The following is a 12,877-nucleotide window of genomic DNA, read 5'->3' as shown; positions in this document are numbered from 1 at the left end:
ATGAAGATTTTATTAGCTGAAGATGAGCAGCAGCTGTCCCGCGTCTTGGAAACAGCGATGATCCATGAAGGCTATCAGGTTGATACAGCCTTTGATGGGCAGGAGGCTGTGGACTTAGCCAAGGAAAATGCCTATGATTTGATGATTCTGGATATCATGATGCCGGTCAAGACAGGTATTGAAGCGCTGAAAGAAATCCGCCAAACCGGCAATACTACCCACGTCATCATGCTGACAGCTATGTCAGAGGTAGATGACAAGGTTACAGGGCTGGATGCCGGTGCAGATGATTATCTGACCAAGCCCTTCTCTCTGAAAGAGCTTCTGGCTCGCCTGCGCTCCATGTCCAGACGGGTAGCAACTTTTACTCCCAATTTACTGCGGATTGGCCAAACCAGCCTTAATGTCGGAGAGCATGAACTCATTAGCTCCAACTCAATTCGCTTAGCCGGTAAGGAATCTAAAATGATGGAATTTCTCATGCTTAATGCCCAGAAGAGTCTTTCTACTCAGGAAATCTTCCGTCATGTTTGGTCCAAAGACGAGGATGAGGATTTGGACGAAGGCTTCGTCTGGATTTATATTTCCTATTTGCGCCAGAAGCTGAAGGCTATTCATGCTGACCTTGCTATCTTGGGTGAGGAAGGCGGCAGTTTCACTCTGGTGCCGCTGGAAGGAGATAGCCATGTTTCGGAAGCTTAAAATTCGGTTCATTCTGCTGGCTTCGGCGGCTATTGTTTGTATTTTGCTGACCATGATTGCTGTCTTAAACTCCGTTCGCTTTCTGCAGACCAACGGAGAAATCCAAGCCGTTCTCAATATTCTATCTGCCAATAATGGCGATTTTCCCAGCGTAGAAGAAACAGCAGAGAGCTTGCAAAACGACCGTATCACCATTGATACCATCTACCAATACCGCTATTTCAGTGTGGTCTATAAGGAAGACAAAACACTTTACTCCACCAACTTAGACCATCTTTCCAATCTATCTAAGGAGCAGGCGCTCAGCTATGCTAACAAAGTGATTAAGAACAGCCGCAGCAGTGGGGTTTTTAAGGTAGGCAGTCAATTTTATTCCTACCAGATAACGCAGGATTCCAAGACCAAGCGCTATTTACTGGTGGTCTTAGATTCGACTAATTATCTCGAAAGCCGCAATGACTTTTTCTGGCTGTCTATCCAGTTGTGCTTCTATAGCTTTATTTTCTTTGTCTTGGTCGTGTCTGGATTTTCCAACTTTGCCATCCGTCCCTATATCAAAAACTATGAAAACCAAAAACGTTTCATTACCAATGCTGGACATGAATTGAAGACGCCATTGGCCATCATCTCAGCCAATACGGAGCTGCAAGAGCTGATGACTGGCGAAAATGAATGGACAGAAAGCACCAAGGACCAGGTCAAGCGCCTCAGTAATCTAATCAATCAAATGGTCGTTCTGGCCCGTCTGGAAGAGCAGCCAGATGTTACTTTGGTAGATGTGAATTTTTCAGAAGTTGTTAAAAAAGTAGCAGGAAACTTCAAGTCTGTCATTGAGAAGGCAGGCAAGAAGTACGAGATCAAGCTGCAGGAAGACATCCATGTCAAGGCAACTGAAGATGAACTCTATGAATTGGTTAGTATCCTGATTGACAATGCCTGCAAGTATTGTGACGAAGATGGACAAATTTTTGTCACCCTGACCAAGGCCAAGCGTGGGAAGCGAGCTCGTTTGACGGTAGCCAATAGTTACGCGGACGGTAAAAATGTTGATTACAGTCGATTCTTTGACCGTTTTTATCGCGAAGACGAATCGCACAATCAGAAGCAGCCTGGCTACGGGATTGGCCTATCCATGGCAGAAAGTCTGGTTCGGATTTTTAAGGGCAGGATTTGGGTTTCTTACAAGAAGGGTTTGATTGGCTTTACCGTTTTACTATGATAGCGTCACCTCGTTCATCAGTTATTGCTTTCTTTGCTGAGCTTTTTGTATCGGTTACGCCGATTCTTACTCGAGATTAAAAAAATTCTTCTAGTATTAGCTAGAAGAATTTTTCTTTATCTTGACCGTTGCTTACCAGCATTGCGGTTCTTTTTCTTTTTGTTCTTTTGCTCAATAGCCGGTTGAGCTTTTGGAGTGACATCTTTAGCCCGGCTAGCTTTTTTCAAACCTTTAGGAGGATTTTTTTCAAATTCTTCTGCTACTTGTTTTCTCAGGCGAGGTCGAATGATATAGTTGATGATAAATTGCTGAATGATTTGGATAAATCCACCGACTACCCAGTAGAGAGTGACTGCGGCAGGAGAGAAGAATGAGAAACCAACAATCATGATAGGGCTCATATAAGAAGCTTGTTTCATGCTGTTTCTTTGAGTTTCATCTTCAATGCCATGCAGAGAGAGCACAGACTGGATATAGTAGAGGATACCGACAATGGCAGTCAAAGCCCAATCGCTTTTGGCCAGGTCTTTAATCCAGAGGAAGGAACTGCCTGCAACTCCTTGAGTATACTGAGCTGCAAAGAAGAGGGCTGAGAAGAAAGGCATTTGGATGAGCAGAGGCAGACAGCCTATACCGCCAAACATGCTGAGTCCATTTTCTTTTTGAGCAGCCATCAGTTCTTGCTGAGCCTGCATTTTCTCTTCCTGAGTTTCAGCATTTTTGATTCGCTCTTGGATTGGGGCAAAAATCGGCTTAAAGTAGTTCATCTTTTCAGACTGAAGCGTCGCCTTCCAAGACTGATAGATTCCCAGCGGAAGAATGATAATCCGCACGATGAGCGTAACGATAATAATCGCCAGACCATAACCCAGACCTGAATTCTTGGCAAAGAATTGGATACCATCCGCCATAGGCTGACCAATCACGTCCCAAATCAGACCAGAAGGATTACCGGCCTTGTCGCGGCCCACACAGCCAGACAGGAAAAGAAGCGCAGCCAGTCCCATACCGGAGAATAAAAAGCGTTTGAAATGTTTCACGAGTTCATATCCTTTGTTTCTAAAAAATAATACCTATCTATTCTACTGTTTTTTTGCAAAATATACAATAGTTCTGCAGACCTAATTTGAAATTTTAAAGTCAGGATAGGAGTCGAAATTAGCCATGGTCACATCCAAATAACTGACCTTAGAAAAAGGTGTCGGTCCCTTGCGGATTTCTTGGATAAATTTGGCCATCAGAGCTGGGTCATCAGCCTGAGCCAGAATGCCAACAGTACCGTCATCATTGTTCCAGACCCGGCCGGTAATACCTCCGATTTCCAGCGCTAGAGAATAAACTCCCCAGCGGAATCCGACCCCTTGTACTCGTCCTTGGGCTATCATTTTTACCTTCTGCATGGCATCCTCCTTTAGTGAGCGGACCGAGGGGATTTAAGCCCTCAGTATGAGTGCAAGTCTGCTAAATTGTGGTATAATGTTCTTATGAATATTATAACCTCAAAAGCCAATAATGTGGTAAAAAAAGCTAAAAAACTTCATCACAAAAAATACCGCAAGGATTCTTATTTGATTGAGGGCTGGCATCTATTTGAGGAAGCTGTCAGCAGCGGAGAAGAGCTGATTCGGATTTTTGCTTTAGCAGAATACGCAGAGCGATTAGGTGATTTTTCTCAGGTAATCTTTGTCAGTCCGGAAATTTTAGCAGATTTAGCTGATAGTAAGACGCCACAGGGAATTGTCGCGGAAGTGGCTTTTGAAAGGGAAGCAATACCGGCGGAGTTAAGTGGACGCTATCTTTTCTTGGAGGATGTTCAGGATCCAGGAAATGTCGGCACCATCATTCGGACTGCGGATGCAGCTGGTTTTGACGGGGTTTTCATCTCTAGCTCGTCGGCAGACATCTATAACCTAAAAACGCTGCGCTCTATGCAGGGGAGTCATTTTCATCTACCTGTTTATCGGATGGATACAGCTGATTTTATTAGGCTGGCTCAATCTTCCCATTTACCGATTCTGGCTTCAACCTTGTCATCAACATCTATTGACTACAGAGAAGTGAACAGCAGAGAGAGCTTTGCCCTAGTCATGGGCAATGAAGGGCAGGGGATTAGTCCGGAAATGACGGAAGCAGCTGATATTCTGGTCCATATTTCCATGAATGGGCAGGCAGAAAGTCTCAATGTTGCTGTCGCTGCTGGTATTTTAATCTTTCATTTAAGCTAAAAATCAGAAAAAGAGATATAATAGTTGGCAAGGGAGGTGATTCTATGCCTTACAAAAAGGACGAGGAATTTATGGCCTATGTTGGGCACTTGATTGAAAAGCCCAGTGTTCAGCGCCTGAAAGAAATTCCCCATCATATTCATTCCAATAGACTTGAACATTCCATCAATGTAAGTTATACTAGTTACAGAATTGCCAAAAAATTTGGTTGGAATGCCCGCAGCACGGCACGCGGTGCCCTGCTTCATGACTTATTCTACTATGACTGGCGTGTGACCAAGTTTAAGAAGAGTCATGCTTGGGTTCATCCGAGGTTGGCAGTTCGCAATGCTCGTAAGATTACTAAGCTTAATAAAGTCGAAGAGGACATTATCGTCAAGCATATGTGGGGCCTGACTTTGGCACCGCCTCGCTACAAAGAATCATTCGTTGTGACGATGGTGGACAAGTATTGGGCCGTCAAAGAAGCAACGGCACCTTGGAGACGCAAGGGCAGTAATCGCAAGCTCTTTCATCGAAAGATGCTGAAACCGTAAATGTTTTATTATAAAAGGAGTAACTATGAATCATTCTATTATTCAAGATCAATCAGATATTAATTCTTTCTATGCCAAGGTTTATTCTATCGTTGGTGTCGGTATCGGAATCTCAGCAATCGTATCCCTCTTGATGCTGAACTTCTTTCAGGACATTATTATCTCTGTTCTGACAGGCTCCACTTGGATTTTCTATGCAGCTATTGCAGTTGAGTTTATCCTTGTGTTGGTAGCATCTGGAACTGCTCGGAGCAATAGCCCAGCGGCGTTGCCTATGTTTTTAGCTTATTCAGCCATCAATGGTTTTACCTTAAGTATTATCATGGCGCTGTATCTTCAGTCAACTGTTCTCTTAGCCTTTCTGACAACGACTGTTATGTTCTTTGCCATGGGGTTCATCGGCAAGGTGACTAAAAAGGATCTTTCTGGAATGGGGAGAGCTTGTATGGCCGGTTTGATTGGTATTATCGCTGCTAGCTTACTTAATATCTTCTTGAGAAGCAGTGGCTTGGACTTTATCATCAGTATCGTTGGTGTCCTTATTTTCTCAGGACTCATCGCTTGGGACAATCAGAAGATCCGCTATGTCTATGAGCAGACCAATGGCAATCCAGGGAATGGCTGGGCAATTTCGCTGGCTCTGCATCTATATCTGGACTTCATTAATCTCTTCCTCAGCTTGCTGCGTATTTTTGGAAGAAACAAATAACTCAGCTAAATAAGACTAAAGCATTGGGCGCTTGCCCAGTGCTTTTTGTTTCTCCTATGGATTTATGGTATAATAAAGCCAGCAAATAGAAAGCGAGAATAGTATGAAAACTCCTTTTGTCAGTCGTGAAAAGCTAGCGGAGATTACGGCGCAGTTTCCAACACCTTTCCATCTTTATGATGAGAAGGGAATTCGGGAAAGAGCGCGTGCCCTGCATGAGGCCTTTTCTTGGAATCCAGGTTTTAAAGAGTATTTTGCCGTCAAGGCCACTCCCAATCCTGCTATTTTAAAAATCCTCAAAGAAGAAGGTTGCGGGGTGGATTGTGCCAGTTATGTTGAGCTGCTCATGAGCCAAAAGCTGGGCTTTGCTGGACAGGATATCATGTTTTCGTCCAATAACACACCAGCTGAGGAATTTCAGTTTGCGCGTGACCTTGGAGCGACTATCAATCTGGATGCCTATGAAGATGTTGCTTTTTTGAAGGAGTCAGCGGGTATTCCAAAGATTATTTCCTGCCGTTACAACCCTGGCGGTGTCTTTGAGCTGGGAACCAGCATCATGGATAATCCAGAAGAAGCCAAGTTTGGTATGACCAAGGACCAGCTGATTCAAGCTTTCAAAGAGCTCAAGGAGTTGGGAGCTGAGAAATTTGGGATTCATGCCTTCTTGTCCTCAAATACTGTCAGCAATGACTACTATCCTGAATTGGCCCGTCAGCTTTTTGAGTTGGCTGTAGAAGTAGTGGCTGAGACAGGAGTTAAGCTGGACTTTATCAATCTATCTGGCGGTGTCGGCATTAATTATCAGCCTGATGGCGAGGAAAATGACATTGCGGTCATTGGTCAAGGAGTTCGTCAGGCCTATGAAGCTATTCTAACTCCAGCTGGTCTAGGACAGGTCAAGATTTATACGGAGCTGGGCCGCTTTATGTTGGCACCTTATGGCCTGCTGGTCACCAAGGTTACCCATAAGAAGCAGACATACAGAACCTATCTGGGAGTAGACGCCTCTGCGGTCAATCTGCTACGTCCTGCCATGTACGGTTCTTATCACCACATTACCAATATGGATCGGTCTGAGAGTGAGACAGAGATTGTGGATGTTGTCGGCAGCCTCTGTGAGAATAACGATAAATTCGCCATTAATCGCCCGCTGCCCGTCAGCCAAATTGGGGATACACTAGTGATTCACGATACAGGTGCGCATGGTTTCTCTATGGGTTATCAGTATAATGCCAAGCTCCGCTCCAGCGAAATTCTCTTGGAGCAAGATGGCAATGTTCGCATGATTCGTCGGGCAGAAAAACCAGAAGATTATTTTGCGACACTATATGGCTTTGATTTTGAAAAATAAAGAAAATTTGATATAATGAAGAGCAATGTAAAAATGGAAATAGAGGAGTTCTCGATATGAATTTAGTTTTAGCAATTTTCTTGATTTTGGCAGCATTTGCTGGAGGCGTGATTTTGGGTATGTATCTGCTTCGTCGGCAAGTGGAGAAAGAATTTGCAGAAAATCCGCGTTTAAATGTAGAAGCAGTTCGGACCTTGCTTAGCGCTAGCGGTCAACGGCCAAATGAAGCGAAAGTGCAGCAAGTCTATCGTCAAATTATCAACCAGCAGAAAGCTGCGCTTGCTAAGAGCAAAAAGAAAAAATAATTTTCTAGAGGCTGGCTTTTAATACCAGTAGAGAAAATCTATAAAAAAATGGGGATTTGGAATCGGCTTCCAGTCCCTTGTTTTAGAAAGAAGACCTTATGGATAATCGACCAATCGGTTTTTTAGACTCAGGAGTGGGCGGTTTGACTGTAGTCCGTGAGCTCATGCGGCAGCTCCCCCACGAAGAGGTCATTTATATCGGAGATTCGGCGCGGGCTCCTTACGGTCCAAGGCCTGCTGAGCAGATTCGCGCTTATACCTGGCAATTGGTCAACTTCCTCCTGACCAAGGATGTTAAGATGATTGTCATTGCCTGCAATACAGCGACTGCTGTTGTCTGGGAAGAAGTGAAGGAAAAGCTGGATATTCCCGTACTGGGCGTGATTCTGCCGGGGGCTAGCGCGGCTATTAAGTCAACTGCCAGCGGCCGCATCGGTGTTATTGGAACGCCAATGACAGTTTCTTCTGATATCTATCGTCAGAAGATTGAAGCGCTCTCGCCGGAGATGCAGGTGGAAAGCTTGGCCTGCCCTAAGTTTGTACCTTTGGTAGAGTCCAATGAACTTCATTCCAGTCTTACCAAAAAAGTTGTCTATGAAACCCTGCAACCTCTGGCTGGCCGAGTAGATACCCTGGTCTTGGGCTGCACCCACTATCCCTTGCTCCGGCCTATTATTCAAAATAGGATGGGACCAAATGTGAAGCTGATTGACAGCGGGGCAGAGTGCGTACGGGATATTTCTGTCCTGCTTAATTACTTTGAAATCAACCGCAGCCGGGAAAAACAGGAGCTCAATCACCAATTTTACACAACTGCCAATGCCAAAAGCTTTTCGGAGATTGCAGAAAGCTGGCTGGGCCTGAAAGTGAATGTGGAGCATGTAAGCTTATGACAAATAAAATTTATGAATACATTGACGAGAACAATTGGTATATCGGAGAATGGACCCGCTTTCGCAAGGCTGGCTATCATTTCAATGACATCCCTTACAGGCTCTTGGAGCATATTGATGCAGAGTTGTGTGAGCTGATTGAGCGAGATTTGGATGAAGAATACAACGCCTTTACCACAGTTGTAGTCAAATACGGCTCGCCTATGTCCTATATCCAGTTTGTCCTCAATATGATTAACGACCGTCAGAAGCGGGATTTTAAGGCGACCAGTCATAAGGGAGCTATTTTAATTACAGAAAAGGACTTGCTGCGCAAGGTCTTCTTCCTGTCCAAGGATGGGGTTAAGATGACCGACTTTTTTGGTCAGGGGCAGGAGTCCGAGATGGCTGTCGGAGATACCATCTTGATTGCGACTCGCAACGAAGGAAAGACAGCAGAGTTTCGCAAACTCTTTGATAAGCTGGGTTATAAGGTTGAAAATCTCAATGATTATCCTGATTTGCCAGATGTGGAAGAGACTGGAACCACCTTTGAGGAAAATGCGCGGCTCAAAGCGGAGACGATCAGTAAACTGACCGGTAAAATGGTGCTAGCTGACGACTCAGGTCTGCAGGTCGATGTTTTAGGCGGCTTGCCTGGCGTCTGGTCGGCTCGCTTTGCTGGAGTAGGCGCGACAGATGATGAAAACAACATCAAGCTCCTGCATGAATTGGCTATGGTGTTTGATGTTAAGGATCGCTCTGCCCATTTTCATACGACCCTAGTGGTGGCTAGTCCTGACAGGGAGTCTTTGGTAGTTGAAGCGGATTGGCCGGGCTACATTGCCCATGAGCCAAAAGGGGAAAATGGCTTTGGCTATGATCCCTTGTTCTTAGTGGGAGAAACAGGAAAAACGTCTGCCGAACTAACGATAGAAGAAAAAAATGCGCAATCCCATCGGGCTCAGGCAGTTAAGAAATTAGTGGAGGTATTTCCAGCATGGCAAAGCAAACCATTATAGTCATGAGTGATTCTCATGGCGACCGTGCTATTGTAGAAGAAATTAGGAATCATTATATTGGAAAGGTAGATGCGATTTTCCATAACGGAGACTCTGAGCTTCCTTCTGATGATGAGGTATGGCAAGGGATTCAGGTTGTTGCAGGGAATATGGACTTTTACGACGGCTATCCAGAACGCTTGGTGACGGATTTGGCGGGGACCATTATTGCCCAGACCCATGGACACCTCTTTCATATCAACTTTTCTTTTCAAAAACTGGATTTGTGGGCGCAAGAGGTTAATGCAGACATCTGCCTTTATGGTCACCTGCATATCCCAGATGCTCGAATGGAAGGCAAAACGCTCTTTCTGAATCCGGGCTCCATCAGCCAGCCACGTGGTCTGATAAACGAACGCCTCTACGCTAAGGTAGAGATTGATGATGACCGCTTTAAAGTTGATTACTATACGCGAAATCATGAACTATATCCAAGCTTGTCCAAGGAGTTTAGCCGATGATTGCTAAGGAATTTGAAGACTATCTGCTGGAACATGAAGAAACTTTTTTGACGCCTGGGGAAAATTTGGCGGTTATGATTGATACCCATAATGTGGATCATGCTATCCTACTATTGAGCCAGATGACCTACTCACGTGTACCAGTCGTGACGGCAGATAAAAAGTTTGTTGGCACGATTTCCCTGACAGACATCATGTCCTATCGCATGCGCCATGATTTGCCAGAAGAGGAATTCATGATGACAGACATCGTCCACATGACCAAAATGGACGACTTGACAGTTGGGCCAGATTATACTGTATCAGATGTGCTTCATAAGCTGGTCGACGAGTCCTTTCTGCCGGTTGTGGGCGAGGATCAACATTTTTACGGAATTATTACTAGAAAGTCTATTTTGAAAGCTGTCAATTCTTTGTTGCACGGCTTTAGCAAGAAGTACGAAATTCGCAAAAAATGAAAGAATACATTAGACCGTTTTTAAATCAAAAAAACATCTCAGAAAATTCTAAAATTGCCTATTCTTATGATTTGGAGCAGTTTATCGAGGAAGTACATGGCCGGATTACCGAGACCAATCTGCGGATTTATCAGGCCTCTATCAAGGATTTTAAGGCGGCTGTTCAGAAGCGGAAGCTCTCAGCAGTCAATCAATTTCTCTATTTCCTTTATCAGCAGCAGCTCATTGAGGAGTTTCACCGCTTAGTCCTGCCCAAGGTATCCGTATCGAAGGAGCAGGAAAATGAACTGCTGGACCTGTCTGCTTTTTGGCAGGAATCAAGCGTTCCTAGGGGGCGGCTGATGGCTCTTCTTATCTTGGAAATGGGCTTGTTGCCCAGCGAGATTCTGCAGGTCAGAGTGGCAGATGTTAATCTGGACTTTCAGGTTTTGAAGATTGAAAAGGCCGGTCAGAAGCGGGTCATCAAGATTCCTGAGAGCCTGACGGGTGAGCTGGAAGACTATCTGACGGGGACATATTTATTTGAGAAAAACGGCAAATCCTATTCTCGTCAGTGGGGTTTCCGTCAGCTAGAGGCCTTCTTGATTGAGCAGGGACAAGCCAGTCTATCTGCCCAAAGCCTGCGTGAGCAGTTTATTTTGCGCCAGCGGGAGAAAGGGATTGGCCTCTATGATATTGCCCAAGATTTGGGCTTGAAAACCATGATTACACTAGAAAAATATAGATAAAAATGGATATCAAACTAAAAGATTTTGAAGGCCCGCTGGACCTGCTGCTCCACCTTGTATCTAAGTACCAGGTGGATATTTATGATGTGCCCATTACGGAGGTCATTGAGCAGTATCTGGCTTATGTGGCCACCTTGCAGGCCATGAAGCTGGAAGTGACGGGCGAGTACATGGTCATGGCAAGCCAGCTCATGCTGATTAAGAGTCGCAAGCTCCTGCCTAAGGTGGCGGATAATGCTGAGCTGGAAGATGATTTGGAGCAAGACCTCTTGAGTCAGATTGAGGAATACCGCAGGTTCAAGCTCTTAGGTGAGAAAATGTCGCTCCAACATGATGACCGAGCGCTTTATTATTCTAAGCCTAAGCTAGAGCTGGTTTATGAAGATGCTGAGCTCCTACATGACAAGTCAACGATAGATCTTTTCTTGGCTTTTTCCAAGGTTATCGCCAAGAAGCAAGAGGAGTTTTCTAAGAGCCATACAACCATTGTGCGAGATGAGTACAAGATTGAGGACATGATGGATGTGGTGCGCCAGCGCTGTGCTGGTAAGAGCCGTCTGGCTCTGCAGGAGATTTTTGCAGAGACCAAGGACATGAATGAAGTTATTACTCTCTTTCTGGCGACATTGGAATTGGTCAAGGTGCAGGAAGTGCAAGTCATTCAGGAAGAAAATTTTGGAAATATTTATTTAGTAGGAAGAGGAAATGAGTAAGTTAGCAGAGATTGAAGCCCTGCTTTTTGTGGCGGGAGAAGATGGACTCAAGGTTCATCAATTGGCAGAAATCCTTTCTTTGCCGCCGACCGGGGTTATTCAGAGTTTGGAGAAGTTGGCTGAGCAATATGAAGCCAATCCAGACTCTAGCCTGACCCTGCTGGAAACTTCAAAGACATACAAGCTGGTCACTAAGCCAGAGTTTGCTGAGATTCTGCGGGCCTATTCACGGGCGCCGATCAATCAAAGTCTGTCGCGGGCAGCGCTGGAGACCTTGTCTATCATTGCCTATAAGCAGCCGATTACAAGGGTCGAAATAGATGACATCCGCGGGGTTAATTCCAGTGGTGCATTGGCCAAACTCTTGGCTTTTGAACTGGTTCGAGAGGATGGCAAAAAGGAAGTCATTGGCCGGCCAAATCTCTATGTGACAACGGATTATTTCTTAGACTATATGGGAATCAATCACCTAGATGAGCTGCCGATTGTCGAAGAAACAGAGCTAGTTGCTGAAGAAAGCCAGCTCTTTATTGAAAGGACAGATATCGATGAGAATCAATAAATACATCGCTCATGCTGGGATAGCCAGCCGCCGTAAGGCAGAAGAGCTAATCAGGCAGGGGAAGGTCAGTATAAACGGCCAAGTGGTACGTGAGCTGGCGACGAACGTCAAGTCTGGCGACCGTGTGGAAGTAGAAGGCCAACCTATCTACAATGAGGAGAAGGTTTATTATCTCCTCAATAAGCCGCGCGGGGTCATTTCCTCTGTCAGTGATGACAAGGGACGTAAGACGGTCGTGGATCTTTTGCCTCAGGTCAAGGAGCGGATTTATCCGGTCGGTCGTTTGGACTGGGATACTTCTGGCATTCTCATTCTGACCAATGACGGAGACTTTACCGACGAGATGATTCATCCCCGAAATGAGATTGACAAGGTCTATGTGGCGCGTGTCAAAGGATTGGCTAATAAAGAAGTTCTTCGTCCTCTGACTCGAGGTATTGAAATCGAGGGGCGCAAAACCAAGCCAGCAGTTTATGAGATTATTAAGGTTGATCCGGCGAAAAATCGCTCGGTCGTTCAGCTGACCATCCATGAAGGCCGTAACCATCAGGTTAAGAAGATGTTCCAAGCTGTCGGACTGCAAGTGGATAAGCTTTCACGGACTCGCTTTGGTCATCTGGACCTGACGGGCCTCAAGCCTGGTGAGTATCGTAAGCTCAGTAAAAAAGAAGTCAGCCAGCTGCACACACTGGCTGTAACCAAGACCAAGAAATGATAAAGAAACTGCTTATTGCTCCTGTCCGCTTTTATCAGCGCTTCATCTCCCCTGCTTTTCCTCCATCTTGCCGCTTTCGGCCCACTTGCTCTAACTATATGATAGAGGCTATCCAGAAGCATGGTGCCAAAGGAGTTTTGATGGGCGTGGCGCGAATTCTCCGCTGTCATCCCTGGTCCCAGCCGGGAGAGGACCCTGTACCAGACTATTTCAGTCTGAAAAGAAACACTACAAGCAAAAAGTCACACTAGCTATTT

Annotated in this window: 18 protein-coding genes; 16 read left to right on the top strand and 2 right to left on the bottom strand. The window is 45.3% G+C overall.

Annotated features, from left to right (window positions below; translation table 11 throughout):
• Positions 1 to 702 carry a response regulator transcription factor gene (locus J1C77_RS09025; protein WP_032912158.1) on the top strand — a complete coding sequence of 234 codons (702 nt, stop codon included), beginning with the start codon at positions 1 to 3 and terminating at the stop codon, positions 700 to 702.
• On the top strand, positions 686 to 1,921 hold the full coding sequence (locus tag J1C77_RS09020; RefSeq protein ID WP_002899723.1) for a sensor histidine kinase: 1,236 nt from the start codon (positions 686 to 688) through the stop codon (positions 1,919 to 1,921). Before J1C77_RS09025 ends, J1C77_RS09020 begins: the two co-directional genes overlap by 17 nt.
• A gap of 116 nt (positions 1,922 to 2,037) precedes the next feature.
• Here J1C77_RS09020 and yidC read toward each other — a convergent pair whose 3' ends face one another.
• Both yidC and J1C77_RS09010 read right to left on the bottom strand, forming a co-directional pair.
• Entirely contained in the window at positions 2,038 to 2,961 is a 924-nt protein-coding gene (gene yidC / locus J1C77_RS09015; protein ID WP_002918452.1) for a membrane protein insertase YidC, read from the bottom strand.
• Between the two features lie 81 nt (positions 2,962 to 3,042).
• Complete coding sequence (locus tag J1C77_RS09010) at positions 3,043 to 3,321, bottom strand: acylphosphatase (RefSeq protein ID WP_002897016.1); 279 nt, start codon at positions 3,319 to 3,321, stop codon at positions 3,043 to 3,045.
• Positions 3,322 to 3,405: 84 nt separating this feature from the next.
• Between J1C77_RS09010 and J1C77_RS09005 the strand changes: the two genes are divergently transcribed.
• The 14 genes from J1C77_RS09005 (at position 3,406) to yidD (ending at position 12,871) form a co-directional block, all read left to right on the top strand.
• Positions 3,406 to 4,146: a TrmH family RNA methyltransferase gene (locus J1C77_RS09005; protein WP_002920559.1), complete on the top strand. Its 741-nt coding sequence runs from the start codon at positions 3,406 to 3,408 to the stop codon at positions 4,144 to 4,146.
• Positions 4,147 to 4,190: 44 nt separating this feature from the next.
• Positions 4,191 to 4,682, top strand: a complete 492-nt coding sequence (locus J1C77_RS09000) for an HD domain-containing protein (protein ID WP_002899728.1) — start codon at positions 4,191 to 4,193, stop codon at positions 4,680 to 4,682.
• A 25-nt stretch (positions 4,683 to 4,707) separates the two neighbouring features.
• Positions 4,708 to 5,391: a Bax inhibitor-1/YccA family protein gene (locus J1C77_RS08995; RefSeq protein ID WP_002920562.1), complete on the top strand. Its 684-nt coding sequence runs from the start codon at positions 4,708 to 4,710 to the stop codon at positions 5,389 to 5,391.
• A 103-nt stretch (positions 5,392 to 5,494) separates the two neighbouring features.
• Positions 5,495 to 6,745 (top strand): diaminopimelate decarboxylase, encoded by a 1,251-nt coding sequence (locus J1C77_RS08990; RefSeq protein WP_002920565.1) that lies wholly within the window; start codon positions 5,495 to 5,497, stop codon positions 6,743 to 6,745.
• A 56-nt stretch (positions 6,746 to 6,801) separates the two neighbouring features.
• Positions 6,802 to 7,050, top strand: coding sequence for a YneF family protein (locus tag J1C77_RS08985; RefSeq protein WP_002920567.1), 249 nt, complete (start codon positions 6,802 to 6,804; stop codon positions 7,048 to 7,050).
• A gap of 98 nt (positions 7,051 to 7,148) precedes the next feature.
• On the top strand, positions 7,149 to 7,943 hold the full coding sequence (gene racE, locus J1C77_RS08980; RefSeq protein ID WP_002899734.1) for a glutamate racemase: 795 nt from the start codon (positions 7,149 to 7,151) through the stop codon (positions 7,941 to 7,943).
• The gene (locus J1C77_RS08975; protein ID WP_002920569.1) at positions 7,940 to 8,944 is read left to right on the top strand and encodes a nucleoside-triphosphate diphosphatase; all 1,005 of its coding nucleotides are present in this window, start codon (positions 7,940 to 7,942) and stop codon (positions 8,942 to 8,944) included. Before racE ends, J1C77_RS08975 begins: the two co-directional genes overlap by 4 nt.
• Positions 8,923 to 9,444, top strand: a complete 522-nt coding sequence (locus tag J1C77_RS08970) for a metallophosphoesterase (RefSeq protein WP_002905880.1) — start codon at positions 8,923 to 8,925, stop codon at positions 9,442 to 9,444. Before J1C77_RS08975 ends, J1C77_RS08970 begins: the two co-directional genes overlap by 22 nt.
• Entirely contained in the window at positions 9,441 to 9,902 is a 462-nt protein-coding gene (cbpB, locus tag J1C77_RS08965) for a cyclic-di-AMP-binding protein CbpB (RefSeq protein ID WP_002894606.1), read from the top strand. Before J1C77_RS08970 ends, cbpB begins: the two co-directional genes overlap by 4 nt.
• The gene (gene xerD / locus J1C77_RS08960) at positions 9,899 to 10,630 is read left to right on the top strand and encodes a site-specific tyrosine recombinase XerD (protein ID WP_002905881.1); all 732 of its coding nucleotides are present in this window, start codon (positions 9,899 to 9,901) and stop codon (positions 10,628 to 10,630) included. The genes cbpB and xerD overlap by 4 nt, the downstream gene beginning before the upstream one ends.
• 2 nt (positions 10,631 to 10,632) lie before the next feature.
• The gene (locus tag J1C77_RS08955; protein WP_002905143.1) at positions 10,633 to 11,343 is read left to right on the top strand and encodes a segregation/condensation protein A; all 711 of its coding nucleotides are present in this window, start codon (positions 10,633 to 10,635) and stop codon (positions 11,341 to 11,343) included.
• Positions 11,336 to 11,905, top strand: coding sequence for an SMC-Scp complex subunit ScpB (gene scpB / locus J1C77_RS08950; protein ID WP_002894610.1), 570 nt, complete (start codon positions 11,336 to 11,338; stop codon positions 11,903 to 11,905). The genes J1C77_RS08955 and scpB overlap by 8 nt, the downstream gene beginning before the upstream one ends.
• Entirely contained in the window at positions 11,892 to 12,620 is a 729-nt protein-coding gene (locus J1C77_RS08945) for a pseudouridine synthase (RefSeq protein WP_002894611.1), read from the top strand. The genes scpB and J1C77_RS08945 overlap by 14 nt, the downstream gene beginning before the upstream one ends.
• Entirely contained in the window at positions 12,617 to 12,871 is a 255-nt protein-coding gene (yidD, locus tag J1C77_RS08940; RefSeq protein ID WP_080555777.1) for a membrane protein insertion efficiency factor YidD, read from the top strand. Before J1C77_RS08945 ends, yidD begins: the two co-directional genes overlap by 4 nt.
• The last annotated feature ends 6 nt before the right edge of the window (positions 12,872 to 12,877 follow it).

Origin of the sequence: Streptococcus sanguinis (assembly GCF_050223295.1) — a bacterium.
Classification (GTDB): domain Bacteria; phylum Bacillota; class Bacilli; order Lactobacillales; family Streptococcaceae; genus Streptococcus; species Streptococcus sanguinis_X.
Note: the sequence above shows the minus strand (reverse complement) of the source record. Positions and strands in the feature narration are given on the sequence as shown.

Excerpts from the sequence above, each read along its gene's own strand:
- cbpB (WP_002894606.1), top strand. The coding sequence starts at position 9,441 with ATGATTGCTAAGGAATTTGAAGACTATCTGCTGGAACATGAAGAAACT.
- J1C77_RS08975 (WP_002920569.1), top strand. The coding sequence starts at position 7,940 with ATGACAAATAAAATTTATGAATACATTGACGAGAACAATTGGTATATC.
- J1C77_RS08985 (WP_002920567.1), top strand. The coding sequence starts at position 6,802 with ATGAATTTAGTTTTAGCAATTTTCTTGATTTTGGCAGCATTTGCTGGA.
- J1C77_RS08970 (WP_002905880.1), top strand. The coding sequence starts at position 8,923 with ATGGCAAAGCAAACCATTATAGTCATGAGTGATTCTCATGGCGACCGT.
- J1C77_RS08995 (WP_002920562.1), top strand. The coding sequence starts at position 4,708 with ATGAATCATTCTATTATTCAAGATCAATCAGATATTAATTCTTTCTAT.
- yidD (WP_080555777.1), top strand. The coding sequence starts at position 12,617 with ATGATAAAGAAACTGCTTATTGCTCCTGTCCGCTTTTATCAGCGCTTC.
- J1C77_RS09010 (WP_002897016.1), bottom strand. The coding sequence starts at position 3,321 with ATGCAGAAGGTAAAAATGATAGCCCAAGGACGAGTACAAGGGGTCGGA.
- J1C77_RS09005 (WP_002920559.1), top strand. The coding sequence starts at position 3,406 with ATGAATATTATAACCTCAAAAGCCAATAATGTGGTAAAAAAAGCTAAA.
- scpB (WP_002894610.1), top strand. The coding sequence starts at position 11,336 with ATGAGTAAGTTAGCAGAGATTGAAGCCCTGCTTTTTGTGGCGGGAGAA.
- J1C77_RS08990 (WP_002920565.1), top strand. The coding sequence starts at position 5,495 with ATGAAAACTCCTTTTGTCAGTCGTGAAAAGCTAGCGGAGATTACGGCG.
- J1C77_RS09020 (WP_002899723.1), top strand. The coding sequence starts at position 686 with ATGTTTCGGAAGCTTAAAATTCGGTTCATTCTGCTGGCTTCGGCGGCT.
- xerD (WP_002905881.1), top strand. The coding sequence starts at position 9,899 with ATGAAAGAATACATTAGACCGTTTTTAAATCAAAAAAACATCTCAGAA.
- J1C77_RS09000 (WP_002899728.1), top strand. The coding sequence starts at position 4,191 with ATGCCTTACAAAAAGGACGAGGAATTTATGGCCTATGTTGGGCACTTG.
- J1C77_RS08945 (WP_002894611.1), top strand. The coding sequence starts at position 11,892 with ATGAGAATCAATAAATACATCGCTCATGCTGGGATAGCCAGCCGCCGT.
- racE (WP_002899734.1), top strand. The coding sequence starts at position 7,149 with ATGGATAATCGACCAATCGGTTTTTTAGACTCAGGAGTGGGCGGTTTG.
- J1C77_RS08955 (WP_002905143.1), top strand. The coding sequence starts at position 10,633 with ATGGATATCAAACTAAAAGATTTTGAAGGCCCGCTGGACCTGCTGCTC.
- J1C77_RS09025 (WP_032912158.1), top strand. The coding sequence starts at position 1 with ATGAAGATTTTATTAGCTGAAGATGAGCAGCAGCTGTCCCGCGTCTTG.